Genomic DNA, 25,487 nt, shown 5'->3' on the forward strand with positions numbered 1-25,487 from the left:
CCGGCATAAACGCGGACGACGGCGGTGATTCACCGCCGTCGTCTCTGCATGTCGTCTTTATGCCGGCCTCAAGGATTGTGGGCTGCACAAATTCCCTTGAGTCAGGCCGCCCGGCTCACAGCGGCTTCGGCCAGCTGACGTAATGCCACCAGCGGCAGGTCCTCAAGGGGTAGGCGTTCAAGAGCTTCGAAAGCTCTGTTGCTGAGCTCAGCGATCAGCGATTCCGTGGCGTCCAAGGCGCCGCATTCAACAATGACGCGCCGTATTTCGGCTACCTCGACTTCGCCGAGGCCGGGATTGCCGAGCATACGGTCTAGGTAGTCTGCCTCCGCCGGGGGTGCTTGGTTGATGGCAAAGCCCACCAGAACCGTACGTTTGCCTTCCCGAAGGTCATCGCCAGCGGGTTTGCCGGTCGTTTCGGGATCGCCAAAGACCCCCAGGACGTCATCCCGCATTTGGAATGCCTCGCCCAGGGGCAACGAGAACTCCGAGTAACCCTTAAGCAACCCTTCGGGGGCTCCGGCCAGTGCCCCACCCAACGCCAGTGGATGCTCAGTGGAGTATTTTGCGGATTTGTACCGAATGATGGATTTTGCACGCTCCACAGATCCGGCCCGGTCACGTACGGGACCAGCCACCTCTTCCAGAATGTCGAGGTACTGACCTGCCATTACTTCTGCGCGCATCACGTTGAAAATTCGCCGTGCTGGACTTCCCGCTGCTGCCCGGTGGCCGATCTCCGTAAAGGACTCCTCGCTGAAGGAAAGGCAGAGGTCGCCGGTCAGGATCGCTGCCGCATCGCCAAAACGCCCGCTGTCCAGTGCCCAGCCGTTCATTTCATGGAGCTGGTTGAACCGTTTGTGCACGCTTGGGCCGCCGCGACGGGTGTCAGACCGATCAATAATGTCATCGTGGATCAGGGCCGCTGCCTGGAAAAGCTCAAGAGCACACCCGGCGGTGATGATGTCCGGGTCGCCGGCAGGGCCGCCAGCGCCCCTCCAGCCCCAGTAGCACATGAGGGCCCGGAGGCGTTTGCCTCCGGTGACAAGATTCGAAATCGATCCAATGAGCGGCTCGACGTCGGGAGAAACCGTAGCCATGAGGTCCTGCTGCTCTGACAGGAACCCGCTCAATTTGCCGGCAACACCATTAATGAACTGCGTCTGCTCCGCGGTGACGTGGGAAGTTGCCGTCACTTGACGGACCCGGCCGCCACGTTGGCGCCAATGGTGAACGTTGAGACGCCCTCCTTTTGCCTGACCGATACGTTCACCGTTTCGCCATCACCGCGGATGAAGTCCAGGGAGGTGACATTGCCAACAGCCGACGGGCCGGGGACAAGCTTAAAGCCCTGCGCCTCCATGGAGGTCTTGTAGTAGTCCACAACACCCTCCGGTGGAGCTTTGATTGTCCCGACGAGCGCCACCGTGGCTACTGAATCGCTCTTGTCCACGCTGCTCGAGCGCACGGAGGTCTTGGGCATGACCGGAATGAGTTGCTCAGGAAAACCAGGAACAAGAGCATTCACCGTTGCCGTGGCGTCCGGTGCCGGTTGGGGTGTCTCCGTGAATGCGGTGGTTTCAGGCGAGGCTGTGGAGCCGGAAGGCGATGACGGGGTTGGCACCGCCGTGGACGATGCCGAGGAAGCGCTTGTTTCGGACGGCGCTGCCGTGCCGCCGGGGGATGGTGTGCATGCCGAGGCCGCCAAAGCGACACTGACTGCGAGCAGGGCAAACCCTCGCGATTGAGGAGTTCCAAAGAGCTTCACAGGGTATCCTTCCTGGGGCTGAGCCGGACTGTGCCTCCAGTTTAGTCAGTGGTGGGGCATAGTATTGCCGTTGTGAGGCAGGAAGCATTCGGTGGCGCCCCAAGTGCCGGCAGCAAGCCCGCCCGCAGCGCCGGAGATGCCCTGCGGGAACAGCGGCGAACCAGCATACTTCACGTGGATATGGATGCTTTTTTCGTCTCCGTGGAACTGCGGACCCGTCCCGAACTTCGGGGAAAGCCGGTCATTGTTGGATTCCCTGCAGAACGGTCCGTGGTGCTTTCCGCTTCCTACGAGGCGCGGGCCACGGGTGTGAAGTCCGCCATGCCGATGTCCATTGCCATGAGGCGGTGCCCATCTGCGGTGATCATTAATCCCCGGCATACCGAGTACTACGAGGTTTCCGGCCGGCTCATGGAGATTTTCGCCTCCATTACCGATCTCGTGGAGCCGCTGAGCGTGGACGAAGCCTTCCTGGACGTGGGCGGCGCGATTCGTCGTCTTGGGTCGCCGATGGACATCGGCCACCTCATCCGCCGCAGGGTCCATTCGGAACTTGGAATCACGGCCTCCGTGGGGATCGCAAGCACCAAGTTTGTGGCTAAGATCGCATCCACTCGGTGCAAGCCTGACGGCATCCTCCAAATCGATGCCGAGGACTCCGTCCCTTATCTCCACAGCCTTCCTGTCGGAGCCCTGTGGGGTGTGGGTGGAAAGACTGCCGAAGTGTTGTCCCGTTTGGGCATTCGCACTGTGGCGGATGTCGCAGCAACCCCCTTGGCGTCGCTTAAAAAGGTTCTGGGAGCCAGTGGCGAGCACGTTCACCGGTTGTCCATGGGTATAGACCCGCGGCCGGTAACTCCAACCAGGCTTGAGAAGAGCATAGGGGCGGAGGAGACCTTCTCCGTGGATACCGCGGACCAGGCCTTGCTGCACCGGGAATTGCTGCGTCTTTCACACCGCACCGCCATCCGGCTCAGGAGCTCAGGCATGCTGGCAAGGACTGTGGCATTGAAGCTGCGGTACTCGGATTTCTCTACGGTCACGCGCAGCCGCACCGTGCAGACCCCTGTGGACAGCGCGCAGCTGATTTACCAGGTAGCCGTGCAGCTGCTTGAGTCCTTGGGCACCCGATCCATGAGTGTGCGGTTGGTAGGGGTGCGGGCTGAGCAATTGGAACCAGCGGGCCAGACGTCGCTGCAGTTGAGCCTTGACCGGCGGGACGACAACTGGCGGGCAGCCGAACAGGCCTTGGATCGTGTCTCCGAGCGCTTCGGGTCCAAAACGCTTCTGCCGGCCCGGCTCCTGGAGCCTGGGAAGCCCCCGGCGGACGCATGAGGCCCACCCGGTTGCCCGGCGGCACTCCGGGCGTCTTTCAGAACGGCGTCGGACAAACTATCCTATTTATTACAGAGATTTAGATCGTCTGGACAAACTGTTTCCTGAACAGTCGGCCCCGAGATGCCCGCTGAACCAAAAGGGAATTTTGGGGAACGATTTTCTTGGTCCGATCGTTTTGGAAACAGACGCACAGAACGCGTCATGTCCGGACGCTGGCTGACTAAAGGAGGTCGCGATGCCCCTCTCGGAGCACGAACAGAAGCTGCTTGAGCAACTCGAGAAGCAACTTCATGAGGACGATCCGAAGTTCGCCAACACCATGGGTTCGGATCCCATCCGCAGCTGGTCCACCCGGCACGTCATTATCGGTGTGCTTGGCGCCATCGCCGGAATCCTCCTTCTTCTCGTTGGCGTATCACTGCAGGCGATACCTGTGGGTGTCCTTGGCTTCGTCGTCATGGGCGCCGGCGTGTACTTCGCTACGTTGCGTGGCGCGGCCTTCGGCAAGGCAAGCAAGGGGAAACCCGGCAAGGCCAAGCCAAAGAGTTCGTTCATGAGCAGCTTGGAAGAACGCTGGGACGAACGGCGTCGCGACGACAATTGACAGACCCTTCCGGGTTCGAGGACGTCAGCCGAGGCCTCTCCTGAATCATCCACGCCCCGGAGATTCTTAGGGGCATCGAAAGACCCGCGATGCGGGTCTTTTCGCATTTAAGGGCCGTCCTCAACAAGGAAGCCGTCCTCAACAAGGAAGCCGTCCTCAACGAGGAAGCCGTCCTCAACAACGGAGCGATCCTCAAGTAAGGGAGCTTGCTCCACTTCGCACCACTAGCCCCACTTTCCACCCTTGCCGGCATTTTTCACCCCCATTAGCCCGGATCATGCCTGGCGTTTCAGGTGCAGGGGCCAGAAACTGGCATCCCACGCCCCGGAGCCGTGGCTCTTTGGTATGCGCCCTCCACTTTCCGCTACACCCAGAAAACCGCGTGATTTCAGGCTTGGTGATTCTCAAAGTGGTGGAGAAACGCCCCGCAGTGCGTTGACTGTGGTGCGTTGTGGAGTAAAGTGGAGAGCATAAGAGGGTAGTGGCAGTGTTGGGCATGTGCGGGCACCTTGATTGAGGGGCGGTGGGCCAGTGTTTCTGGGTACTCACTCTCCGCGTCTCGATGAAAAGGGCCGGATCATCCTTCCCGCCAAGTTCCGCGAGGAACTTGCCGACGGATTGGTTCTCACCAGAGGCCAGGAACGCTGCATCTACGTCTTTAGTCAGAAGGAATTCGAGCGCATTCACGAGTCGATGCGGGAGGCACCACTGTCCTCCAAGCAGGCACGTGACTACATTCGGGTTTTCCTGTCTGGAGCCTCTGATGAGGTACCGGACAAGCAGGGGCGCGTGACGATTCCGCCGGCGCTCCGCGCTTACGCAGGGCTTGGCCGGGAACTGGCGGTCATCGGCGCCGGTACCCGGGCAGAGATCTGGGACGCCGACGCTTGGAACGAGTACCTCAATGAGAAGGAAGCAGCCTTCTCTGAAACGGATGACGACAATCTTCCGGGGTTCATCTGACCCCGGTTGGAGGAAGCGGCAGTCCAGCTTCTTGAATGGGATCTCCAGCCGCCCATCGAACTGTCTTCCTGACTCACCTTCCCCTGAGCCAGGCCGGCGGAACGATAGGCGCGGATGGGGATCCGATTCAAGAATCAGTAGGCAAGCGATTGAGGAAAGAGGAGGCAGCGTGGAAGAGCAGGACGCGGCAAAGCCCACATCGGAGCGCCACGTGCCCGTCCTGAAAGACCGCTGCATCAACCTGCTTGCTCCCGGCTTTGAGGCTGCCAGGAAACGCGGGGAAAGACCTGTCGCCATTGATGCAACCCTCGGCATGGGAGGCCACTCCGAGGCTATGTTGCAGCGTTTCCCCGACCTTCACCTCGTTGGCATCGATCGCGACGAGGAAGCCCTGGCCTTGGCAGGCGCCCGGCTGGAGCCCTTTTCCGATCGCACCGATCTTGTTCATGCTGTGTACGACGAGATAGAGGACGTCCTGCTGGACCTTGGCGTTCCTGAGGTTCATGGCATTCTTATGGACCTTGGCGTCTCTTCCCTGCAACTCGACGAGCGGGAGCGCGGTTTCGCCTACTCCTACGACGCCCCCTTGGATATGCGGATGGACACCAGCCGTGGCCAAACGGCAGCTGATGTGGTCAACAACTACAGCGAAGACGAACTGGTGCGCATCATCCGGAAATGGGGCGAAGAGAAGTTCGCCGGGCGGATCGCCAACAGGATCGTCAACGCCCGCGCGGAGAAGCCGTTCGCAACCACGGGAGAACTTGTAGAGCAGATCCGCAGCGTTGTCCCTGCCGCAGCAGCGAAGAGTGGCGGGCATCCCGCCAAGCGCACCTTCCAGGCATTGCGGATTGAGGTCAACGAGGAACTCGATGTCCTGGAACGCGCGGTTCCGGCAGCGGTGGCCGCGACGGCCATGGGTGGTCGGATAGTGGTGATGTCTTATCACTCGCTTGAGGACAAGATCGTGAAGTCCGTTTTCCAGGCGGGTTCCAAATCTTCGGCGCCGCTCGGCTTCCCCGTTGAGCTTGAAGAACACAAACCTGAATTGAAAACCATCACCAAGGGCACGGAAGTGCCCACGGCAGCGGAAATCGCTGAAAATCCCCGCGCGGCGTCTGCCCGGTTGAGGGCAGTGGAGCGTATCAAACAGAGGAGAGACGCATGAGCAACGCCGCAGCGAAGACTATGCCCTCCACGGTGGGCAGCACCGCCCGTGCGCTTCCGGTCCCTGCGGGAAGGCCCGACACCGCCCGCAAGGCGCGCACTCCTCTGTCACTGGTGCGCAGCGTGCCGGGCAAGCGGAGGACGCCATTCGTGGTCCTGTGCTTCGTGGCGATGGCCGCCGCGCTTCTGACAGTACTGGTGTTGAACATTTCTGTGTCCACGGCGCAGTACCAGCTGGTCCAGCTAAAAGCCCAGGCTGCCACCTTGAACAAGGAAAACCAGGACCTGACACAGAAGAAGCAGAACTTCGAAGCTCCACAGAACCTCGCTGCGAAGGCCGCCGAATTGGGAATGGTACCTTCCACCGTTAAAGGGCAGATCGACCTGAACACCCTGGCGGTGACCGGAAAGGCATCACCGGCAGTCAAGGGAGATAATCCCGGAGCCTTGCTTGCCGCTCCGGCCGTTGAAGGCTTGATCGATGTTGTTCCGTCGGTGACTACCAAGGAACCGCTGGAAAACCGCAAACCGGATGCAGCTCCGGTGGCCCCGGCTGCAACGCCGTCCACGCCGCCGGCTACCCCCGCATCACCGGCGGCGACCCCGCCCGTGGAGCTTCACGGGGGTACGGTACCGGCTCCCCAACAAAAGACACCAGGGCAGTAGACAGTCCGTCCACCGAAGCAAGGCCAGCAGCAAGGATTCAACGTGGCAAAGAACCCCGGCACATCGAATAAAACGAAGACGCCGGCGGCAAGAAAACGTTTGCGCGTTGGCCTCGGCATCATGCTGACCTTGCTTCTGGTGGTGGGCGGCAAGCTGTTCATGGTCCAGGGCCTGGATATGGGCGGGATGGCTGAAGCTGCCTTGGCGAGCCGGCTCACGCCGCAGGTGCTCCCTGCCGAGCGGGGGCAGATCGTCGATGCCAACGGCACGGTGCTGGCCAGCAGCGTGATCCGATACAACATCGTGGTGGACCAAACCGTGAATACGAGCACGGAAACTTTTCACCGCTTCAATGAGAAGACCGAAAAGCTGGACGAGATAACCCGTGATCAAGGGATATCCGACCTGGCCGGGCTTCTGGGGGTGGACGAAAGCACTATCCGTGAGTCACTGACCGGAGATAAGCAGTACTTCATGGTGGCAAAGGACGTTAAGCCGGAACTGGAGGACCGGATCTCCAAGCTCTATATCCCGGGCCTTAGCGCAGAAGGTGTCAGCAAGCGCGTCTATCCCAACGGCAGCGTTGCCGGCGGGGTGGTTGGTTTCCTCAAGGACGGAACCAACGGACAGGCCGGCATCGAGCAAACCCAGGACGAGATTCTTCGGGGTGTCGAAGGTAAACGCGTCTTTGAGATCGGTGCTGACGGCCTCAGGATTCCGGTGGCGACAGATGAACTCACCCCGGCCGTCGATGGCAGCGACGTCAAGCTGACCATCAACACGGACATCCAGTACTTTGCGCAGCAGGCCATCCAGAGCCAAGTGAACAAGATGAACGCCGAGTGGGGTTCCATCATTGTGATCGACACCAAGACGGGCAACCTCATCGCCCTGGCGGACACCAATGCCCCGGACCCCAATGATCCCGGGAAAGTGGATGCCAAGGATCGCGGCGTCAGATCAGTGACAGCCGCCTACGAACCCGGTTCCGTGCAGAAGATGATTACCGCCGCAGCCGTGATCGAGGAGGGGAAATCGTTCCCCTTGGATCACTTCACCACCCCAGCGGCCTACACCATCGATGGGCAGACGTTCACTGACGCGTTCGAGCACGGCACTGAAGAGCGCACCCTTGCCGGCATCCTTGGGTGGTCCATGAACACCGGAACCGTGATGGCAGGCAGCCGACTCACCAAAGAACAGCGGTACGACTGGCTGAAGAAGTTCGGCATCGGCGAGCAGACGGACATTGGCCTGCCGGCTGAAGCCACGGGCATCCTGGCCAAGCCCGAGCAGTGGGACGACCGCCAGCAGTACACCGTGCTGTTCGGGCAAGGCGTCTCGCAATCAACACTCCAGACTGTGCGCGCCTTCCAAAGCATTGCCAACGATGGCGTGATGCTCCAGCCCAGGCTGATTGACAGCTACATCACTCCGGAGGGCGAGGAGCAAAAGGTTCCGGCCAAGGACTCCCGCCAAGTGGTATCCAAGGAAACAGCCCAGCAGGTCCGGGACATCCTGGAAAGCGCCGTGACTGAGGGCCAGATCAAGGACGCAGCCATTGACGGCTACCGTGTCGGAGCCAAGACGGGAACGTCCCAGGCGCCCCGCGAGGACGGGCTCCCTGGATTTGACGGCTTCACTGCCTCGATGGTGGGCATGGCACCCATGGATGACCCCCGGTTCATCGTGGAAGTAGTCCTTCAGCGCCCCAAGGGAAACATCTACGGCGTCACGAACGGTCCCGTGTTCCGTTCCGTGATGTCACAGGTCCTCCGGACCTACAACGTGGCGCCGTCCACCGGCACGCCCGCGCGGTTGCCCCAGTTCGTCAAGTAAGCTTCTTGGGCGTCTGTTTCGGCCAAAAATCGATCAACCACTAACGGCCCGGGCGCCGCTGGCCCCAAGCCGGTCGTTCCACGAGCACCAACGGAGAACCACGTGTCAGAGCACAATGAGGCAGCTATCAACGCCACGATGCCGGATGCCGGCCAAACAGGCTTTCGTCCCGCATCCGTGGCCGCGGTGCCGTTGGCAACCATCGCGGACGCACTCGGTGTTGCCGCTCCGGACGCCAGCCAGGACAGGGGAGTGACGGGGATTACCCTGAACTCCAGGGCCGTCGAAACGGGCGACCTCTACATGGCTTTGCCGGGAGCCTCCCGTCATGGTGCCGACTTCGTTCCCCAGGCAGTCGAGGCCGGGGCGGTTGCGGTTGTCACGGACGACGCCGGGGCCCGCCAGCTTGCGCTTGCAGGTGAGCAGCCTGTGCCGGTACTTATCGTCCCTGAGCCGCGAACCGCCGTCGGACGTCTTGCCGCACTGATCTATCGCAGCCAGCCTGCGGATGGTGGCTTCCCGACGCTGTACGGCGTCACCGGTACCAACGGCAAGACCACCACCACCTACTTCATCAACTCCTTGCTGCGTGCCTTGGAGAAGAAGCCCGGCCTCATCGGAACCATCGAAATCGTTGCAGGAGGCGAGCCGATCCCCAGCCTCCTGACCACGCCGGAATCCACCGACGTCCATGCACTGCTGGCCTTGATGCGCGAACGAGGCCTGGACGCGGCATCCATGGAGGTCTCGTCCCACGCCATCTCCTACCACCGCGTGGACGGAGTGATGTTCGACGTCGCCGGTTTTACCAACCTCACCCAGGATCATCTGGACCTGCACGGAAGTATGGACGAGTACTTCCGCACCAAGGCTGAGCTCTTCACAGCTGGAAGGGCCAGGCACGCAGTGGTCACGGTGGACGACGACTGGGGACGCCAGCTGGCTGAGACAGCCGATATTCCGGTCACCACACTCTCCACCAAGCCTGTCGATGGAAGCAGCTCCAGCACCGACTGGAAGGTTGCGTCCATCACGGCGCGCGGACTGGGCTCGGAATTCGAACTCAAGCACGCTGACGGACGAACCCTGCGCGTCCACACCGGCCTGCCGGGAGACTTCAATGTGGCCAACGCGGCCCTGGCCACAGTGATGGTCCTTGCATCCGGTGTGGACGAACACACGCTCCAGGCTGCCCTGGATGCGCACGATCCCTTCACAGTGTCAGTGCCCGGACGAATGCAGCTCATCTCTACTGAGCCTGCCTCCGTTGTTGATTTTGCCCACAACCCTGACGCCTTATCCCGTGCCTTGGAAGCCGTTCGCTCACCCCGGGAGGGGTCCCGCGTCATCGTGGTCTTCGGGGCAACAGGCCAACGCGACCAAGGCAAGCGCCCCACCATGGGAGCCATCGCTGCCCGCCTCGCAGACGTCGTGATCATCAGCGATGACGATCCCCACGACGAAGACGCTGCAGCAATCCGGGCTGAGGTCCTCCAAGGCGCCCATGCGGCCAGGGATTCAGAGAATCTGAACAGCGAAATCATCGAGTCCTACCCGAGGGATGCCGCCATTAAATTGGCCGTCGACATGGCAACCGGCAAGGACACCATCCTGATCGCCGGGCGTGGACATGAGGTGTGGCAAGAGGTCAAGGGAGTGAACCTGGCCCTGGACGACAGGGTGGAGTTGCGGGCCGCCTTGACATCCAAGGGATTCAGCGTTTCAGCGGACCAGCGGATAGAGTCCTAAACCGAGATGATTGCACTTACTGCGGCGGAGATCGCCGACATCACCCATGGCCGCCTGACCGGAGATCCGGACATCGTGCCCACTTCCGTCGTCACTGATTCGCGGGAATCGACGCACGGTTCCCTCTATGTGGCCAAGCCCGGCGAGCACGCCGACGGCCACGACTTCGTCGACGCCGCTTTCGAACGCGGCGCCGTCCTGGTTCTCGGCGAACGCGAAGTGACCGATGCCGACGGCCGCCCCTTTCCCGCCGTCGTGGTTGAGGATGCTGTGTTGGCCATGGGTGCCCTGGCAGCAGAGTCCGTCCGTCGCATTCGTGCTGAGCGTGCGAGCCGTGGCGAGGACTTTACGGTAATAGGCATCACAGGATCAGCGGGCAAGACCACCACCAAGGACCTCCTTGCCGGTGTCCTGTCCACCGCCGGAGCCACAGTGGCCCCGCAGGGGTCCTACAACGGTGAGGTGGGCGTCCCGCTGACGGTCTTCGCCGCTGACGCCACCACGCGCTTCCTGGTGATCGAGATGGGCGCTACCGGCCTGGGCCATATCAAGTACCTGGCAGAGATGGTCAAGCCGGATATTGGCGTAGTCCTTGTGGTTGGTACGGCCCACGCCGGCGAGTTCGGTGGCGTGGAGAACATCGCCAAGACCAAGGGCGAGTTGGTGGAAGCCCTGAGCGAGCACGGCACAGCCGTGATCAACCTCGACGACGGCCGGGTTGCTGCCATGCGCGCCCGTACCAAAGCCAAGGTTCTGGGCTTCACGTCTTCGCCCGCCACCACCGAAGAAGTGGAAGCGCGGAACGTTGTAGTCAACGGGCAAGGCTTCCCTGACTTCGATCTGGTACTGCCCGACGGCGGCCCGGCCGTTGAGGTGCGAAGCCGCCTGATCGGCGGCCACCACGTCACTAATCTTCTGGCCGCAGCGGCCGCCGCGTTCGCCGCCGGCATCCCGGCCGCCCACATTGCAACCTCGCTCAGCTCCCAATCGGCAGCCAGCCGCTGGCGGATGGAGCGGACCGAACGTGCAGACGGCGTCACCATCATCAACGACGCTTACAACGCCAACCCGGAATCGATGCGGGCTGCCCTGCGTTCGCTGGCTGACCTTGGACAAGGCAGAAGGACCTGGGCCGTTCTGGGAGCCATGCTCGAGCTGGGGGAGGACTCCATCCGCGAGCACACCGCGGTAGGAACGCAAGTGGTGCGGCTGAACATTTCCAGGCTGGTAGTGGTGGGGCGCGAAGCCCGTGCCCTCTACATCTCCGCCATCCAGGAAGGTTCCTGGGGTGACGAATGTTCGTTCACGGAGACCGTGGAAGAAGCCTACGAGCTGCTTCAACGTGAGCTTGAACCCGGTGACCTGGTGCTCTTCAAGTCCTCCAACGGTGTGGGACTAAGGCATTTGGGTGATCGGATAGCATTACCTCCACGGGCCGAGCCCACCGGAGAAAACGCGGCTGAAGCTGCCGCAAGCGAAGGGAACGAGCTGCTGTGATTGCACTTTTGATCGGCGCCGGCGTCGCCCTTCTGGTGGCCCTGATAGGGACGCCCCTGTTCATCAGGTTCCTCGTGGCCAAGAGCTACGGACAATTCATCCGGGACGACGGACCGACGTCCCACCACACCAAGCGGGGCACTCCCACCATGGGCGGAACCGTGGTGGTGGCCGCCGTGCTCATCAGCTACTTCGTAACGCACCTGATCATGTGGATGATGAACCCGGACTCAGCCGGTCCCTCGGCATCCGGGCTGCTGTTGCTGTTCCTCATGGTTGGCATGGGATTTGTAGGCTTCCTCGATGACTTCATCAAGATCTCCAACAAGCGAAGCCTCGGCCTCAATGCACGCGCCAAGCTGATCCTCCAGGCAGCCGTTGGCATCATCTTTGCGGTCCTGGTCCTCCAGTTCCCCAACGAGGATGGTCTGCGTCCTGCCTCTACCCAGATTTCCCTGGTGCGCGATATTCCCTGGTTGGACCTCGCCTTCGGCGGGACCGTGGTGGGCGCCATCCTGTTTGTTCTGTGGTCCAACTTGATCATCACCGCCGCCACCAACGGCGTTAATCTGACCGATGGCCTGGACGGGTTGGCAGCAGGAGCATCCATTATGGTCTTCGGCGCGTACACCATCATGGGGATCTGGCAGAACAACCAGGCCTGCGGATCACCACGGGAAGCCGGCAGCGGTTGCTACCAAGTGCGCGACCCCATGGACCTTGCCCTGCTTGCGGCGATTCTCAGTGCCGCCCTGGTGGGCTTCCTGTGGTGGAATACGTCCCCCGCCAAGATCTTCATGGGGGACACGGGATCGTTGGCCATTGGTGGAGCCGTTGCCGCTTTCGCCATCCTGTCGCGCACCGAACTCCTGCTTGCCTTCATTGGTGGCCTCTTTGTGCTGATCACCCTGTCCGTCATCATCCAAGTGGGCTTCTTCAAGCTCAGCGGCGGCAAACGTGTTTTCAAAATGGCTCCCTTGCAACACCACTTTGAACTAAAGGGCTGGGACGAAGTCACTGTAGTGGTCCGGTTCTGGATACTCGCAGGGCTCTTCGTGGCCGCCGGACTGGGAATTTTCTATGCTGAATGGGTGGTGCTGCTGTGAACGAAAGCCCGGAATCGACGCCGTCGAACGCCGACAGGCTTAACGAACTCACCAGCTGGGATGCTGACTGGACGGGTCTGCGCGTCGTAGTGACCGGCATCGGTGTGTCCGGCTTCTCAGCTGCGGACACGCTCATCGAACTCGGCGCAAAGGTGGTGGTGGTTGACGCCGCCACCACTGCAAAGGCCGAAGCCCAGGCCGACACCCTGAAAATCGTGGGTGCCGTGGATGTGCTGTTGGGTGAAGAAGCCGTGAAGACACTTCCTTTGATCGACGGTTCCTTGCCCGAGCTTGTGGTGACGTCGCCTGGGTGGCGCCCCGACCAAGCACTGCTTGCCGCTGCGAAGCGGAAGCACATCGCCGTCTGGGGAGACGTGGAGCTCGCATGGCGACTCAGGGAGCGCGCAGGGCGCAAGACCGCCGATTGGCTGACGATCACCGGCACCAACGGCAAGACCACAACAGTGGGTATGGCTGAATCCATGCTTCAGGCTGCCGGGCTCAAAGCGATCGCAGTGGGAAACGTCGGCACCCCTATTCTCGACGCCCTACGGGATCCCGTGGACTATGACGCCTTTGCAGTTGAGCTCTCCAGCTTCCAGCTGCACTGGAGCCACTCGTTGTCTCCCGTGGCAAGTGTGTGCCTGAATGTTGCCGAGGACCACGTCGACTGGCACGGCTCCTATGCCTCGTACCTCGCGGACAAGGCCAAGGTGTACGAGAACACCCAAAAGGCCGCGATCTACAACGCCGAGCAAATCGAAACTGAACGAATGGTGGAGAACGCCGACGTCGTGGAGGGGTGCCGGGCCATCGGATTTACCACCAACACTCCGGCCGTCAGCATGCTGGGCGTGGTGGACGGTCTGCTCGTTGACCGGGCGTTCATTGCCGAGCGCAAGGACTCTGCGGCAGAACTTGCCGCGATGACGGATCTAGGGCCGGTTGCGCCCCGCCATATGGTAGCCAATGCCCTTGCGGCGGCAGCCTTGGTCCGCGCCTATGGAATCGAGCCGGCGGCGGTAAAACAGGGCCTGGTCAACTACTTGCCAGGCGCCCACCGGATCCAGCTGGTGGCCAACCATAACGATGTCCTGTGGATCAACGACTCCAAGGCCACCAACCCGCACGCGGCCTCCGCTGCACTCTCGGCTTTTCAGAAGGTTGTGTGGATCGCCGGCGGACTCTCCAAGGGCGTCAATTACGACGACCTGGTCAAGGAGCACGCCCCAAGGCTGAAAGCCGTTGTGCTCATTGGCACCGACACCGAAGCCCTGGAGGGCTCCCTCCAGCGACACGCTCCGGATGTCCCGGTGATAGCGCCCCCCAAGGGCGACACTGAAGGAGTGCAGACCGCAGCCGGAGACGCCGCTTCGCCAATCTATGGTGAGACCGTCATGGCTCAGGCCGTGGCATCGGCGGCCGCCGTGGCAACGCCCGGCGACACTGTGCTGATGGCACCGGCGGCTGCATCCATGGATCAGTTCTCTTCCTACGCTCACCGTGGCGACGCTTTCGTCCTGGCAGTTCGCGAGCTTGTGGAAGGGCAGGCAACGACCACCGAGGAGTAACAATGGTCAGCACGCCCACCCGCACCCGCGGCAAAGAACCCCGGGACGGGAAACCCAAGGCCGCGTCCGATGACGGCAGCCGGCCCAAAGGGCTCCGCGGGCACCTGCGCAGCTTCTGGGAGAGCCTCGAAGGCAAAGGCAAAGCCCCCAACAGCTCCACGTATTACCTGATCCTCGGCTGTGCCCTGGCGTTGACAGCCATCGGCATCATGATGGTGTTGTCCGCCTCCAGCGTTGAAGCCATCTCCGAGGGTAAGTCGCCTTATGCTGACGCCCTCAAGCAGGCGGTCTTCGGCGTCGTTGGGCTCATTGCGATGTATGTCATCTCGCGGACCAACGTGAACTGGATGAAGAGATTGTCTTGGTGGGCGCTGGGAGCCGTGATTGCCCTTCTTGCCTTGGTGCAGATCATGGGCAACACGGTGAACGGCAACAAGAACTGGATCGACATCGGTGGAATCACCCTTCAGCCGTCAGAGATGGCCAAGCTGATCCTCTGCGTCTGGATCGCCGCCGTCCTGGCGCGGAAGCAGAAACTCCTTCACCGGTGGATGCACGTCATCATTCCCGTGGTTCCCGGCGCTGGCCTGGTTATCGCGTTGGTGATGTTGGGCAACGACCTCGGAACAGTCATAGTCATCGCGGCGATCACCGCAGCCGGGCTCTATTTCGCCGGCGTACCGGGCCGGATGCTGGCCATCGCCGGCGCTGTGGGTGCCCTCGGCGCTGTCCTGGGCACCATCAGCAGCCAAAACCGGATCTGTCGCATCACGTCCTGGTTGGGTACCGCCTCGCAGCAGTGCACCGAGCAGTTCGACTTCGATTTCCAATCCACCAACGGCATGTACGGTCTCGCCCAAGGAAGCTGGACGGGACTGGGCCTTGGTCAAAGCCGACAGAAATACAACTGGCTGCCGGAAGCACACAACGACTTCATTTTCGCCATTATCGGCGAGGAGCTCGGCCTCGTGGGAACCATCGTGGTGCTGGTCCTGTTCGCGATTCTGGGCATTGCCATTTTCCGTGTAGTGGTCCGGCAGACTGATCCTTTCCAGCGCACTCTTGCGGGCGGAATCATGGTGTGGTTGCTGGGCCAGGCCAGTATGAATATGGCCGTGGTGACTCAGCTCCTTCCCGTGGTGGGGGTGCCGCTGCCTTTCATCTCCTATGGTGGCTCCGCGCTGATCATGTCACTCTGCGGCGTGGGCGTAGTGTTGTCTTTGGCCCGCGGCCAATTGCCAGCGCAGCAACGTTCAGGATTCCTGCCGCGCCTCATATCCAAGACCGCACGAAAGCGTACCTAGCACTTCATGACTTTTGATTCCGCCAACGCATCCAAGCCTTTGTCCGTCGTCCTTGCCGGCGGCGGAACTGCCGGCCACGTCAGCCCTCTGCTGGCCATTGCCGATGCCATCAGGGAAAAGCGTCCGGAGGCTGCCATCCTTGCTGTTGGTACGCCGTCGGGCATGGAAACCCGGCTGGTCCCCGCAGCCGGGTACGAGCTCGCCACCATTGACCGTGTTCCGTTTCCGCGGAGGCCTTCAGCGGATCTCGTTAAGTTGCCGGCCCGTCTGAGCGGCGCGGTCCGGCAGGCGCGGCGCATCCTGGAGGAAGCCCGCGCGGACGTCCTGGTGGGGGTGGGTGGTTACGTCTGTACGCCGATGTACCTTGCTGCCCGGAAACTCCGGATTCCCATCGTCATCCATGAGGCCAACATGAAAGCCGGCCTGGCCAATCGCGTTGGCGCCCGGTTCAGTAACCATGTTGCCGTGGCATTTGCCGGTACCCGGTTGCGGGGTGCACGCCATGTCGGCATGCCCATGCGCCGGGCCATCTCGGGACTGGACCGGGCGGTCGCTGCGCCTGCGGCTAGGGCTGCGCTCGGCTTGGACGCACAGCGCCCTGCCCTGATCGTCACCGGCGGATCCTCGGGAGCATTAAGCATCAACCGTGCCATCACTGCAGCCCTCCCCGCGTTGGCGGCGGCCGGCGTGCAGACGCTGCACATCACGGGCAACGGCAAGGCCGTCAAGGATGACGACGGCGGCCTTCTCACCGCTGACGGCTATCGGCAGGTTGAGTACGTGGATGGCATGGAGAACGTTTACGCAGCTGCCGATGTCCTCCTCGCCCGTGCCGGTGCCGGCACCGTCAGCGAGGTAGCGGCGGTGGGAGTCCCCGCAGTGTTCGTGCCCTTGCCCATCGGCAACGGAGAGCAGGCACTGAACGCCGCTCCCTTGGTTGCGGCCGGTGGCGCCGTGATGGTGGATGACAAAGACCTCAGTCCGGAATGGCTTAGGAGCGAATTGATTCCGCTTCTGACTGACCGCAGCAGGCTCAACGAAATGGCCCGGAAATCCGAGGCCCTTGGAATCAGAAACGCCGATCAGCGCATGGCTGATCTTGTCTTGGAAGCGGTATCCGCATGACCACCAGCATCGCCGGACTCGAGTCCCTCGGGCGCGTTCACTTCATCGGAATCGGCGGAGTGGGCATGTCCGCGGTCGCACGCATCATGGTGTCGCGGGGTGTTCCGGTCAGCGGGTCGGACGTCAAGGATTTGCCGGTCATGCGTGACCTTTCCTCGGCAGGCGCACGCATTGCCGTGGGCTACGACGCAGGAAACCTGGGGGACGCCCAGACGATCGTTGCCGGCTCAGCCATCCGCGCGGATAACCCGGAGCTGGTGGCGGCTCGCGAGGCCGGGTTGCCCGTACTTCACCGTTCGGAAGCTCTGGCCGCCACTATGGCCGGGCACCGGGTGGTCACCGTGGCGGGTACCCATGGCAAATCCACTACCACGTCGATGGTTGCGGTGCTCCTCAAGGAAGCCGGCTTGGATCCCTCCTTCGCGATCGGCGCGAATGTTCCGGCACTCGGCGTCAATGCAGCACACGGGTCCTCCGACATTTTCGTGGCAGAGGCCGATGAATCGGATGGTTCGTTCCTCAACTACCGGCCATTGATTGCCGTGGTCACCAATGTCGAGGCCGACCACTTGGATCACTACGGGACGCCGGAGGCCGTGTTCGCGTCCTTCGATGACTTTGCGGCGCTCTTGCCCGCCCAGGGTGTTCTGCTGGCGTGTGCCGACGACGCCGGCGCCCGGGCCTTGGCGGATCGTACAGCGTCCAAGGGGACCACACGCGTGCTGACGTACGGAACGTCCGACGACGCGGACATCCGGCTTCACGACGGCGGCCCGGGCGACGTTTCGGTTGCCCTTGACGGTGACGTCCACAAACTCGAACTGCAGGTACCTGGGCGGCACAACGCCTTGAACGCGGCAGCTGCGTTCGCCGTCGCCGTCGAACTCGGTGTGGAACCCGGCGCTGCAGCAGCAGCACTGGGCCACTTCACCGGTGCGTCGCGGCGATTCGAGCTCAAAGGCCGGGGCAGGGGAGTGCGGGTCTACGATGACTACGCACACCATCCCACGGAGGTCCGTGCAGCTTTGTCCGCGGCCCGTTCTGTGGCCGGGGACAACAAGGTGCACGTCCTCTTCCAGCCGCATCTGTTTTCGCGCACCCGTGAGTTCTCCCAGGAGTTTGCCGCCGCACTGGACTTGGCGGACACCGCATTGGTCCTGGACATCTATCCCGCCCGCGAGGACCCCATTCCGGGTGTGACAAGCACGTTGATTACCGACCATTTGGTGAACGGACGGCTGGTTTCGGCAGACGAGGCCGTTGATGCCGTGGCAGCCGTCGCAAGCGAAGGCGACGTCGTCCTGACGGTCGGTGCAGGAGACGTCACTGCCTACGGTCCAGTGATCGTGGAGGCGTTGGGTGGCTAGCACCCGCAAGCCCACCTTCAAAGCGGGAACGGAGCCGCGGCAAAGCAAAGACGCCCGTCCCGGGGGTGACTCCCCGGAGGTCATCAGTGCACAGCGTTCCGTTGAGCCTGAAGCCAAGACCTCTGAGAAAGCGGCAGCCAATGGCAAGCGCACAGGCGGTGCCTCCAAGACCGGCAAGGAATTGTCGCCGGATAACGTCATTGCTTTTCCTGAGCCGAAGAAACGCCGTCAGCGACGACTCGTGCTGTGGACGCTCTCGATTGTGGCCGTTGTGGTGGGTGTACTGATTGCAGGGGCGGTCTTCTCGCCTGTGCTCGCAGTCCGGACCATCACGGTGGACGGCACTTCCTTGCTGACGCCTGATGCGGTGCAGAAGGCTCTGTCCGGCCTCGAAGGCAAGCCGTTGCCACAGGTTGGCGAGCAAGAAATCAACGAGCTCCTGAAACCATTGGTCCAGGTCCGTTCGGCCACCATGGAAGCACGGCCGCCGTCGGAGTTGCTGGTGCACGTGGATGAGCGCGTCCCGGTGGCCCTGCTGAAACAGGGGGACTCGTACGTGATGGTGGATGTGGACGGCGTGCAGCTCGGTGCGACCAAGGACTTGACCGCCGTAGCGCTGCCGTTGATCGACGCCGGCGTCGGCACAACCAACACGGAGTTGTTCAAGGCGATTGCTGCTGTGTTGGACACCTTGCCCGCGGATATCCTGGCCAGGATGTCCACTGCATCCGCAGCATCCGCGGATGCAGTTGAACTGAAACTGGTGGACGGAAAGACGGTAGTGTGGGGCAATGCCGAGGACAGGGAAATGAAGGCGAAGGCACTTGAAGCGCTCCTGAGGATGCCGGTGGACCCCAAGGTTCCCGTCAGTGTCTACGATGTCAGTGTTCCCCGGCATCCATTCACAAAATAAGCAGCATTGAGAACGTAACCTGCGGCCGGCGGTGGCCTTATTTCACGACAATCACACGACACGCGCAAGCGGAGATTGCATGTGGGAACCAGAGGAAATACCGTCGCAGTAGAGTTACTTGACATAACTATAACCTTCAACTAGAGGGTTAAGGTCCAAGGATTCAAGTTGGACTCGATCAGTTTCGCTATAGGACACAAGCAAGGGGCACGAAACGTGGCAGCACCGCAGAATTACTTGGCCGTCATCAAGGTCGTCGGCATCGGCGGCGGTGGCGTGAACGCAGTCAACCGCATGATCGAGGTCGGCCTTCGGGGCGTCGAGTTCATCGCCATCAACACCGACGCGCAGGCGCTGCTGATGAGCGACGCCGACGTCAAGCTCGACGTCGGACGTGAGCTCACCCGCGGCCTCGGCGCCGGGGCGAACCCCGAGGTCGGCAAGCAGGCCGCAGAGGACCACGCCGATGAGATCGAAGAAGTTCTCCGCGGCGCTGACATGGTCTTCGTTACGGCAGGCGAGGGCGGTGGCACCGGAACCGGTGGCGCGCCCGTGGTCGCGCGCATCGCCCGCTCCCTCGGTGCGCTGACCATTGGCGTCGTGACCCGTCCGTTCACCTTCGAAGGCCGACGCCGTGCAGGCTCTGCCGAGGCTGGCATTGACGCTCTCCGCGACGAAGTCGACACCCTGATCGTGATCCCCAACGATCGCCTCCTGTCCATTAGTGATCGCAACGTCTCTGTCCTGGACGCTTTCCGTTCTGCGGACCAGGTGCTCCTTTCCGGTGTCCAGGGCATTACCGACCTCATCACCACTCCGGGCCTGATCAACTTGGACTTCGCTGACGTGAAGTCAGTCATGCAGGGCGCAGGATCGGCGCTCATGGGCATCGGTTCCGCCCGCGGTGAAGACCGCGCGGTCAAGGCTGCGGAACTGGCCATCGCTTCACCGCTCCTGGAGGCTTCGATCGACGGTGCCCATGGTGTCCTGCTTTCCATCCAGGGCGGTTCGGATCTTGGATTGTTCGAGATCAATGAGGCTGCCCGCCTTGTGCAGGAAGTGGCCCACCCCGAGGCAAACATCATCTTCGGTGCCGTTATCGACGACGCCTTGGGTGATGAAGCCCGCGTGACCGTCATCGCTGCAGGCTTTGACGATGTCAAGGCAACCTCGCCGTCAATGGACCAGTCCCGTCCGGCGCAGAACCCCGTACCTTCGGACCGCCCTGCCGCACCGAGCAGTGCCCCGTCCAGCGCTGCTGCACCGCAGCACGCTACGGCCGGTATCGGTGCTGCAGGCTTGAGCAACTGGGGCCAGCAGCGTCCGTCCGCCTTGCCCGCTGACTCAGGCTTCGACGTCGACCTCCCCGCAGTGGTTGAACCCGATCTGTCGGGCAGCCGCTCCGATGACCTCGACGTTCCCGACTTCCTGAAGTAAGCCACGTTCGGAGAGTCAGTACCAGGTGTTTTGGTGGCGAAATGAAGTACGGCCCGGCGTTTCTGTAGCCTTCACGGATGCAGGCGCCGGGAACCTGGCTCTCCATGTGGGGGATGACCCCGTGGATGTGATGGCGCGTCGTGCCCGGTTGGAACATGCCATTGAGATGAACTCCGAGCGTGCTGATCCAGGGCAATTCCAATATATGGATCAGGTCCACGGCAACCATGTTGAGTTCATCGCTTCTCATGGTCCCGGCCCCACTGCCGACGCCATGGTCTCGGCTGCCGAGGTATCGCCCTCAGCCAACCGACGTAACGCACAAGCCCTGGCTGTCATGGTGGCTGATTGTGTCCCCGTTGTGCTCGTTGGAACAAGCGCTCATAACAGTCCGGTCATAGCGGTTGCCCACGCCGGACGTCCCGGTGTTGCTTCGGCCGTTGTGCCAGCCACCGTGGCGGAAATGCGGCGCCGGGGTGCTGTGGATATCAGTGCCTGGCTCGGGCCGTCCATCTGTGGATCCTGTTACGAGGTACCGGAAGAGCTACGTTCTGACGTCGCAGCCAAAGTTCCCGAAACATGGTCCTCCACGTCGTGGGGGACGCCGGCCCTGGACTTGCCCGCGGGTGTTCGTGCCCAGATGGCCGCGCTGGATGTCACGGTGGAGTATTCGGGGGAGTGCACCCTGGAGAATGACTCCCTTTTCTCATACCGGCGGGACTCCCGAACCGGTCGATTTGCAGGTTTGGTGTGGACGCATGACTAGCCTTGGATACGACAATGACCAGCGGCAGGATTCGGGTGGCGACGCCCGTAGCGCCGAGCTTGCTGATCGGCTCGGACTAGTCCGCCGGCGGATAGAGGCAGCCGTTCACGCTGCAGGACGAACTGATCCGCCAAAGCTGATTGTGGTCACCAAGTTCCACCCGGCGGCCGATGTCCGCCGCCTCGCTGCCCTCGGCGTTACGGACGTCGGCGAGAACCGCGACCAGGAAGCCGCTTCCAAGAGCGTTGAGCTCGCCGACGTTGACGTCCGATGGCACTTCATCGGCCAGCTACAGAGCAACAAGGCAAAGTCCGTTGTCAAGTATGCCCACTCTGTCCAGTCGATAGACCGCCCCCAGGTTGTTGACGCTTTGGTCAAAGCCATAGCGCGGGAAAAGGGTGCCACGGGGCGAAGCGATTTGGACTGTTTCATCCAAGTCAGTTTGGACGACGACGCCGGGGCGCACCGCGGCGGTGCAGACCCGTCAGATGTTGAGGTACTTGCAGAAAAAATTGAGTCAGCAGACGGGCTCCGGTTGTCCGGGCTGATGGCCGTGGCTCCGCTGGGGGCTGATCCGAATGCGGCGTTTGAGAAACTTGCCGGAATTTCCGAGGCGCTGCGTGCCGTTCATCCCGCCGCAACCGGTATTTCTGCCGGGATGAGCCAGGACTTGGAAGCTGCGGTGACGTTCGGGGCGACACACCTGAGAATTGGCTCCGATATTCTCGGTTCCCGTCCGGCCGTGGGGTAGCGTCAAAGTATTGGAATGACGGGCCGGGGTTCCAATAATGTCAAGTCATGGCGGCCCGCCTACTGCAGAACTGATAGGAGTGCACCATGGCTGGCGCTCTGCGCAAGACAATGATCTATCTTGGGCTCGCCGACGGCGATGAACACTACGAATCTGAGCAGTCCGTCGCCACGCACCACGACGAAGAACGCCCCCAGGCACAGGAACGGGAAGAGCGCCGTGCGCCTGCTCCCGTCCGGGAAGTTGTCCGTGAAATGCCCACTGTTGATGCCGAAGAGGAATACCGCGCACCCGTGACACCCATCAAGCGTGCGGCGTCCAGCCGCGAAGATGCCTCGGGCCTGAGGCAGATCACCACCGTTCACCCGCGTTCATACAATGATGCAAAGGTCATCGGTGAGAGCTTCAGGGATGGCATTCCAGTCATCATGAACGTCACCGATATGGGTGAAGCTGATGCCAAGCGCCTCGTGGACTTCTCAGCCGGCCTTGTTTTTGGCCTGCACGGCAGCATCGAAAGGGTGACCAACAAAGTCTTCCTGCTGTCGCCGTCGTATGTTGAGGTCATCGGTGATGACAAGAAGGCCAGCGAAACGCAGGCCAGTTTCTTCAACCAGAGCTGACAACAGTCTTTTCGCGGATGCCAGGCGGGTCAACCTGCCTGGCATCTGTGTTGCAATAGTAGGGACCGATCCGCATTCCGGAACAAGTGGGAGATCTGAGCTAACTCGTGGGCATTGTTTTCGGCCTTATCTATATTGTGTTGTTGCTGTTCTTCATTGCCCTGATCATCCGGCTCATCTTCGAATGGGTCCAGATGTTCGCCCGCCAGTGGCGTCCCAGGGGTGTGGCGTTGGTTACAGCTCATGTGGTCTACTCCGTAACGGATCCTCCGCTCAGCCGGCTCCGTAGACTGATACCACCCCTCCAACTGGGCGGAATATCCTTGGATCTGGGCTTCCTGATCCTGATTATTGCCGTCAGCATTGCCATGGCAGTAACCAACAGCTTGGCGTAGCTGCTCCGCGGAACCCGGGCCACCGATGGTCCATAGGCCGCAAATTCTCCAAATCAACACGATGGTGTTGAATTGGAGGAACAAGATGATATTTAGGTACCGTAGTTTTGAACGGCCGGAAGGCCTACTGACTAACTAGACCAACGAGGTGACCAGATGGCTTTGACGCCAGAAGACGTTGTCAACAAGCGCTTTCAGCCGACCAAGTTCCGCGAAGGCTACGACCAGGATGAGGTTGATGACTTCCTCGACGAGATCGTTGTTGAACTTCGCCGCTTGAACCAGGAGAACGACGAACTTCGCAAGAAGCTCGGCGAAGCCGGATCGGCTGTTCCCGCAGCAACGGCTGCGGCCCCTGTTGTCGAGAAGGTTCCGGCCCCGGTCAAGGTTGACAAGGAAGCCGAGGCGAAGGCTGAAGCCGAAGCCAAGGCCGCCGAAGCTGCCAAGAAGAAGGAAGCCGAGCAGGCTGCAGCTGCCGCTGCAGCTCCCAAGGCACCCGCTGCAAGCAACGGCGTCACCCCTTCCGCTGAGTCCGCTGCAGGACTGCTTGCGATGGCACAGCAGATGCACGACAAGCACGTTTCCGACGGTGCGCAGCAGAAGGAAAAGATCATTGCCGAGGCTCAGATCGAGGCTTCCAGCCTCGTCAACGACGCCCAGGAGAAGTCCCGCAAGATCCTTGGTGCCCTTGAGCAGCAGCGCTCCGTTCTCGAGCGCAAGGTTGAGCAGCTCCGTGGCTTCGAGCGCGACTACCGTTCACGCCTGAAGGCCTACATCGAAGGTCAGCTCCGCGACCTCGACGCCCGTGGTTCCGTCGCTGCCCCTGAGGTTGGCGAAGCAACCGCCGACGTTTAGCAAGTATTCTGAAAGCCGGTGGCTGAGGACTCCTCGGCCGCCGGCTTTCGCTGTTAAAGCTGACATCAGCTAAAACTGAAGGCAGCTGGAAATTGACAGCAGCCCACCACGCTTCCCGAATGAAAGCACTATGACCGACGACTTCACCGCTGAATCCACACAGCCGACGCCTGCCGGGCGCCGCAAGTGGCGTCCTGCCATGCTTTGGCTTTTTGCCGGCTTCGCCGTGTTCGCCTACGTTTTTGACCAGCTCACCAAACTCTGGGTGACCAGCACCATGACGGAGGGTGAGCGCATTCCAGTGCTGCCGCCGCTGCTGCACTGGTACTACATCCGTAACTCCGGGGCGGCGTTTTCCATCGGCGAGAACGTGACGTGGATCTTCACCATCGTCATGGCAGCCGTTTCCGTGGCCATCCTCTTTCAGTTGCGAAAGTTGGGCTCTGCCTGGTGGGCGCTGTCGCTGGGACTGCTGCTGGGAGGTGCCCTCGGCAACCTGACCGACCGCCTTTTCCGGGAGCCGTCCTTTGCCATGGGCCACGTGGTGGACTTCATCCAATTGCCAAACTTCGCCATCTTCAACATCGCAGACTCGGCCGTGGTGTCCGGCGTCGTCATTATCTGTCTCCTGACGCTGCGAGGCGTGGGCATGGACGGGACGCGCCATGTGGCCGCGCCCAAGCCGGCCAAGGATGCCAAGCCTGCCGGCGGCACTACCGGGGAGCCTGCTGGTGAGTAAATCCGTGGTGGTCCCCGAAGAGCTGGCCGGGGCCCGCGTTGACGCCGGCCTTGCCCGGCTTCTGGACATCTCCCGGTCCGCGGCGGCGCTGCTGATTTCCGAGGGAAACGTCACCAGCGGCGGAGTTCCCCTGGGTAAATCGGCAAAGCTCGTTGCCGGCGCAGTGCTTGATGTCACGGTTCCCGAGCGGCCGGATCCCTTGGAAGTCGTGGAGGAAGTTGTGGAAGGCCTGAAGATCCTGTTGGACGACGAGGATTTCGTTGTCATCGACAAGCCTGTGGGGGTTGCTGCCCACCCCTCTCCCGGCTGGGTAGGTCCCACAGTGGTGGGAGGCCTCGCCGGCGCCGGGTACAGGATTTCGACGTCAGGGGCTCCGGAGCGGGCGGGTATCGTACACAGGCTGGATGTGGGCACGTCGGGTGTCATGGTGGTGGCCAAAACCGAGCATGCCTACACCGTGCTGAAGAGGGCCTTCAAGGAACGCACCGTGGAGAAGGTCTATCACGCAGTGGTTCAAGGGCTGCCTGATCCGCTCGAGGGCACCATTGATGCGCCGATCGGACGTCACCCGGGCCATGACTGGCGTTTCGCCGTCATCGAGGACGGTCGACCCTCAGTGACCCACTACGAGGTCCTGGAGGCCTTCGGTAAGGCAACCCTGGTGGAAGTGCATCTGGAAACCGGCCGCACCCATCAGATCCGCGTGCACTTCTCCGCGTTGCGGCATCCGTGTGCCGGAGATCTCACCTACGGTGCGGACCCGCGGCTGGCTGCGAACCTGGGGCTGACCCGACAATGGCTGCACGCCCGTCAACTTGGATTCACCCACCCCCGCACGGGCGATTGGGTTGAAGTCAGCAGCGAATACCCGGCCGACCTCCAGTACGCCTTGGATCTGCTGGCTACAGGTTCCGCATAGACAGGATTCACTGCCCGGGTCCGAC

24 protein-coding genes are annotated in these 25,487 nt (G+C 61.8%); 22 read left to right on the forward strand and 2 right to left on the reverse strand.

What is annotated here, in order from left to right; all coding sequences use genetic code 11:
* Nucleotides 1–101: 101 nt before the first annotated feature.
* A complete protein-coding gene (locus AC1RJY_RS22545; protein WP_011774403.1) occupies nucleotides 102–1,196 on the reverse strand; it encodes a polyprenyl synthetase family protein in 1,095 nt (364 codons plus the stop codon).
* Entirely contained in the window at nucleotides 1,193–1,768 is a 576-nt protein-coding gene (locus AC1RJY_RS22550) for a hypothetical protein (protein ID WP_014921363.1), read from the reverse strand. Before AC1RJY_RS22550 ends, AC1RJY_RS22545 begins: the two co-directional genes overlap by 4 nt.
* 72 nt (nucleotides 1,769–1,840) lie before the next feature.
* Between AC1RJY_RS22550 and dinB the strand changes: the two genes are divergently transcribed.
* The 22 genes from dinB (at nucleotide 1,841) to AC1RJY_RS22660 (ending at nucleotide 25,462) form a co-directional block, all read left to right on the forward strand.
* Complete coding sequence (gene dinB / locus AC1RJY_RS22555) at nucleotides 1,841–3,103, forward strand: DNA polymerase IV (RefSeq protein WP_014921364.1); 1,263 nt, start codon at nucleotides 1,841–1,843, stop codon at nucleotides 3,101–3,103.
* Between the two features lie 238 nt (nucleotides 3,104–3,341).
* Complete coding sequence (locus AC1RJY_RS22560) at nucleotides 3,342–3,710, forward strand: SCO2097 family morphological protein (protein ID WP_011774406.1); 369 nt, start codon at nucleotides 3,342–3,344, stop codon at nucleotides 3,708–3,710.
* 531 nt (nucleotides 3,711–4,241) lie between these two features.
* On the forward strand, nucleotides 4,242–4,673 hold the full coding sequence (gene mraZ, locus AC1RJY_RS22565; protein WP_011774407.1) for a division/cell wall cluster transcriptional repressor MraZ: 432 nt from the start codon (nucleotides 4,242–4,244) through the stop codon (nucleotides 4,671–4,673).
* A gap of 169 nt (nucleotides 4,674–4,842) precedes the next feature.
* Nucleotides 4,843–5,841, forward strand: a complete 999-nt coding sequence (rsmH, locus tag AC1RJY_RS22570) for a 16S rRNA (cytosine(1402)-N(4))-methyltransferase RsmH (RefSeq protein ID WP_051024932.1) — start codon at nucleotides 4,843–4,845, stop codon at nucleotides 5,839–5,841.
* Nucleotides 5,838–6,506, forward strand: coding sequence for a cell division protein FtsL (gene ftsL, locus AC1RJY_RS22575; RefSeq protein WP_011774409.1), 669 nt, complete (start codon nucleotides 5,838–5,840; stop codon nucleotides 6,504–6,506). The genes rsmH and ftsL overlap by 4 nt, the downstream gene beginning before the upstream one ends.
* A gap of 42 nt (nucleotides 6,507–6,548) precedes the next feature.
* A complete protein-coding gene (locus AC1RJY_RS22580; RefSeq protein ID WP_210064213.1) occupies nucleotides 6,549–8,345 on the forward strand; it encodes a peptidoglycan D,D-transpeptidase FtsI family protein in 1,797 nt (598 codons plus the stop codon).
* A 102-nt stretch (nucleotides 8,346–8,447) separates the two neighbouring features.
* Complete coding sequence (locus tag AC1RJY_RS22585) at nucleotides 8,448–10,094, forward strand: UDP-N-acetylmuramoyl-L-alanyl-D-glutamate--2,6-diaminopimelate ligase (protein WP_498603581.1); 1,647 nt, start codon at nucleotides 8,448–8,450, stop codon at nucleotides 10,092–10,094.
* A 6-nt stretch (nucleotides 10,095–10,100) separates the two neighbouring features.
* Nucleotides 10,101–11,591, forward strand: a complete 1,491-nt coding sequence (locus AC1RJY_RS22590; RefSeq protein WP_498603583.1) for a UDP-N-acetylmuramoyl-tripeptide--D-alanyl-D-alanine ligase — start codon at nucleotides 10,101–10,103, stop codon at nucleotides 11,589–11,591.
* On the forward strand, nucleotides 11,588–12,697 hold the full coding sequence (gene mraY, locus AC1RJY_RS22595; protein WP_011774413.1) for a phospho-N-acetylmuramoyl-pentapeptide-transferase: 1,110 nt from the start codon (nucleotides 11,588–11,590) through the stop codon (nucleotides 12,695–12,697). Before AC1RJY_RS22590 ends, mraY begins: the two co-directional genes overlap by 4 nt.
* Nucleotides 12,679–14,268 carry a UDP-N-acetylmuramoyl-L-alanine--D-glutamate ligase gene (murD, locus tag AC1RJY_RS22600; RefSeq protein ID WP_498603585.1) on the forward strand — a complete coding sequence of 530 codons (1,590 nt, stop codon included), beginning with the start codon at nucleotides 12,679–12,681 and terminating at the stop codon, nucleotides 14,266–14,268. The genes mraY and murD overlap by 19 nt, the downstream gene beginning before the upstream one ends.
* A 2-nt stretch (nucleotides 14,269–14,270) precedes the next feature.
* On the forward strand, nucleotides 14,271–15,572 hold the full coding sequence (gene ftsW, locus AC1RJY_RS22605; protein ID WP_011774415.1) for a putative lipid II flippase FtsW: 1,302 nt from the start codon (nucleotides 14,271–14,273) through the stop codon (nucleotides 15,570–15,572).
* A 6-nt stretch (nucleotides 15,573–15,578) separates the two neighbouring features.
* Nucleotides 15,579–16,697 (forward strand): undecaprenyldiphospho-muramoylpentapeptide beta-N-acetylglucosaminyltransferase, encoded by a 1,119-nt coding sequence (gene murG, locus AC1RJY_RS22610; RefSeq protein WP_011774416.1) that lies wholly within the window; start codon nucleotides 15,579–15,581, stop codon nucleotides 16,695–16,697.
* Nucleotides 16,694–18,064: a UDP-N-acetylmuramate--L-alanine ligase gene (gene murC, locus AC1RJY_RS22615; RefSeq protein WP_498603588.1), complete on the forward strand. Its 1,371-nt coding sequence runs from the start codon at nucleotides 16,694–16,696 to the stop codon at nucleotides 18,062–18,064. The genes murG and murC overlap by 4 nt, the downstream gene beginning before the upstream one ends.
* Nucleotides 18,057–18,977 carry a cell division protein FtsQ/DivIB gene (locus AC1RJY_RS22620; protein WP_011774418.1) on the forward strand — a complete coding sequence of 307 codons (921 nt, stop codon included), beginning with the start codon at nucleotides 18,057–18,059 and terminating at the stop codon, nucleotides 18,975–18,977. The genes murC and AC1RJY_RS22620 overlap by 8 nt, the downstream gene beginning before the upstream one ends.
* A gap of 216 nt (nucleotides 18,978–19,193) precedes the next feature.
* Nucleotides 19,194–20,414 (forward strand): cell division protein FtsZ, encoded by a 1,221-nt coding sequence (gene ftsZ, locus AC1RJY_RS22625; protein ID WP_011774419.1) that lies wholly within the window; start codon nucleotides 19,194–19,196, stop codon nucleotides 20,412–20,414.
* 25 nt (nucleotides 20,415–20,439) lie between these two features.
* Nucleotides 20,440–21,180: a purine nucleoside phosphorylase YfiH/LACC1 family protein gene (locus AC1RJY_RS22630; protein ID WP_014921367.1), complete on the forward strand. Its 741-nt coding sequence runs from the start codon at nucleotides 20,440–20,442 to the stop codon at nucleotides 21,178–21,180.
* Nucleotides 21,173–21,931: a YggS family pyridoxal phosphate-dependent enzyme gene (locus AC1RJY_RS22635; RefSeq protein ID WP_498603590.1), complete on the forward strand. Its 759-nt coding sequence runs from the start codon at nucleotides 21,173–21,175 to the stop codon at nucleotides 21,929–21,931. Before AC1RJY_RS22630 ends, AC1RJY_RS22635 begins: the two co-directional genes overlap by 8 nt.
* Before the next feature lie 86 nt (nucleotides 21,932–22,017).
* On the forward strand, nucleotides 22,018–22,554 hold the full coding sequence (locus AC1RJY_RS22640; protein ID WP_011774422.1) for a cell division protein SepF: 537 nt from the start codon (nucleotides 22,018–22,020) through the stop codon (nucleotides 22,552–22,554).
* Nucleotides 22,555–22,661: 107 nt separating this feature from the next.
* Complete coding sequence (locus AC1RJY_RS22645) at nucleotides 22,662–22,949, forward strand: YggT family protein (protein ID WP_011774423.1); 288 nt, start codon at nucleotides 22,662–22,664, stop codon at nucleotides 22,947–22,949.
* Nucleotides 22,950–23,105: 156 nt separating this feature from the next.
* A complete protein-coding gene (locus AC1RJY_RS22650; RefSeq protein WP_011774424.1) occupies nucleotides 23,106–23,804 on the forward strand; it encodes a DivIVA domain-containing protein in 699 nt (232 codons plus the stop codon).
* 130 nt (nucleotides 23,805–23,934) lie between these two features.
* Nucleotides 23,935–24,543 carry a signal peptidase II gene (gene lspA / locus AC1RJY_RS22655; protein WP_011774425.1) on the forward strand — a complete coding sequence of 203 codons (609 nt, stop codon included), beginning with the start codon at nucleotides 23,935–23,937 and terminating at the stop codon, nucleotides 24,541–24,543.
* Nucleotides 24,536–25,462 carry an RluA family pseudouridine synthase gene (locus AC1RJY_RS22660; RefSeq protein ID WP_210064209.1) on the forward strand — a complete coding sequence of 309 codons (927 nt, stop codon included), beginning with the start codon at nucleotides 24,536–24,538 and terminating at the stop codon, nucleotides 25,460–25,462. Before lspA ends, AC1RJY_RS22660 begins: the two co-directional genes overlap by 8 nt.
* Nucleotides 25,463–25,487 lie beyond the last annotated feature (25 nt).

Source organism: Arthrobacter sp. GW822-FHT05G07, assembly GCF_058799755.1.

What these genes read in the sequence shown, in the direction of transcription:
- lspA (WP_011774425.1), top strand. Translation starts at nt 23,935, where the DNA reads ATGACCGACGACTTCACCGCTGAATCCACACAGCCGACGCCTGCCGGG.
- AC1RJY_RS22560 (WP_011774406.1), top strand. Translation starts at nt 3,342, where the DNA reads ATGCCCCTCTCGGAGCACGAACAGAAGCTGCTTGAGCAACTCGAGAAG.
- murC (WP_498603588.1), top strand. Translation starts at nt 16,694, where the DNA reads ATGACCACCAGCATCGCCGGACTCGAGTCCCTCGGGCGCGTTCACTTC.
- ftsW (WP_011774415.1), top strand. Translation starts at nt 14,271, where the DNA reads ATGGTCAGCACGCCCACCCGCACCCGCGGCAAAGAACCCCGGGACGGG.
- AC1RJY_RS22650 (WP_011774424.1), top strand. Translation starts at nt 23,106, where the DNA reads ATGGCTTTGACGCCAGAAGACGTTGTCAACAAGCGCTTTCAGCCGACC.
- AC1RJY_RS22640 (WP_011774422.1), top strand. Translation starts at nt 22,018, where the DNA reads ATGGCTGGCGCTCTGCGCAAGACAATGATCTATCTTGGGCTCGCCGAC.
- ftsL (WP_011774409.1), top strand. Translation starts at nt 5,838, where the DNA reads ATGAGCAACGCCGCAGCGAAGACTATGCCCTCCACGGTGGGCAGCACC.
- AC1RJY_RS22590 (WP_498603583.1), top strand. Translation starts at nt 10,101, where the DNA reads ATGATTGCACTTACTGCGGCGGAGATCGCCGACATCACCCATGGCCGC.
- murG (WP_011774416.1), top strand. Translation starts at nt 15,579, where the DNA reads ATGACTTTTGATTCCGCCAACGCATCCAAGCCTTTGTCCGTCGTCCTT.
- AC1RJY_RS22635 (WP_498603590.1), top strand. Translation starts at nt 21,173, where the DNA reads ATGACTAGCCTTGGATACGACAATGACCAGCGGCAGGATTCGGGTGGC.
- murD (WP_498603585.1), top strand. Translation starts at nt 12,679, where the DNA reads ATGGGTGGTGCTGCTGTGAACGAAAGCCCGGAATCGACGCCGTCGAAC.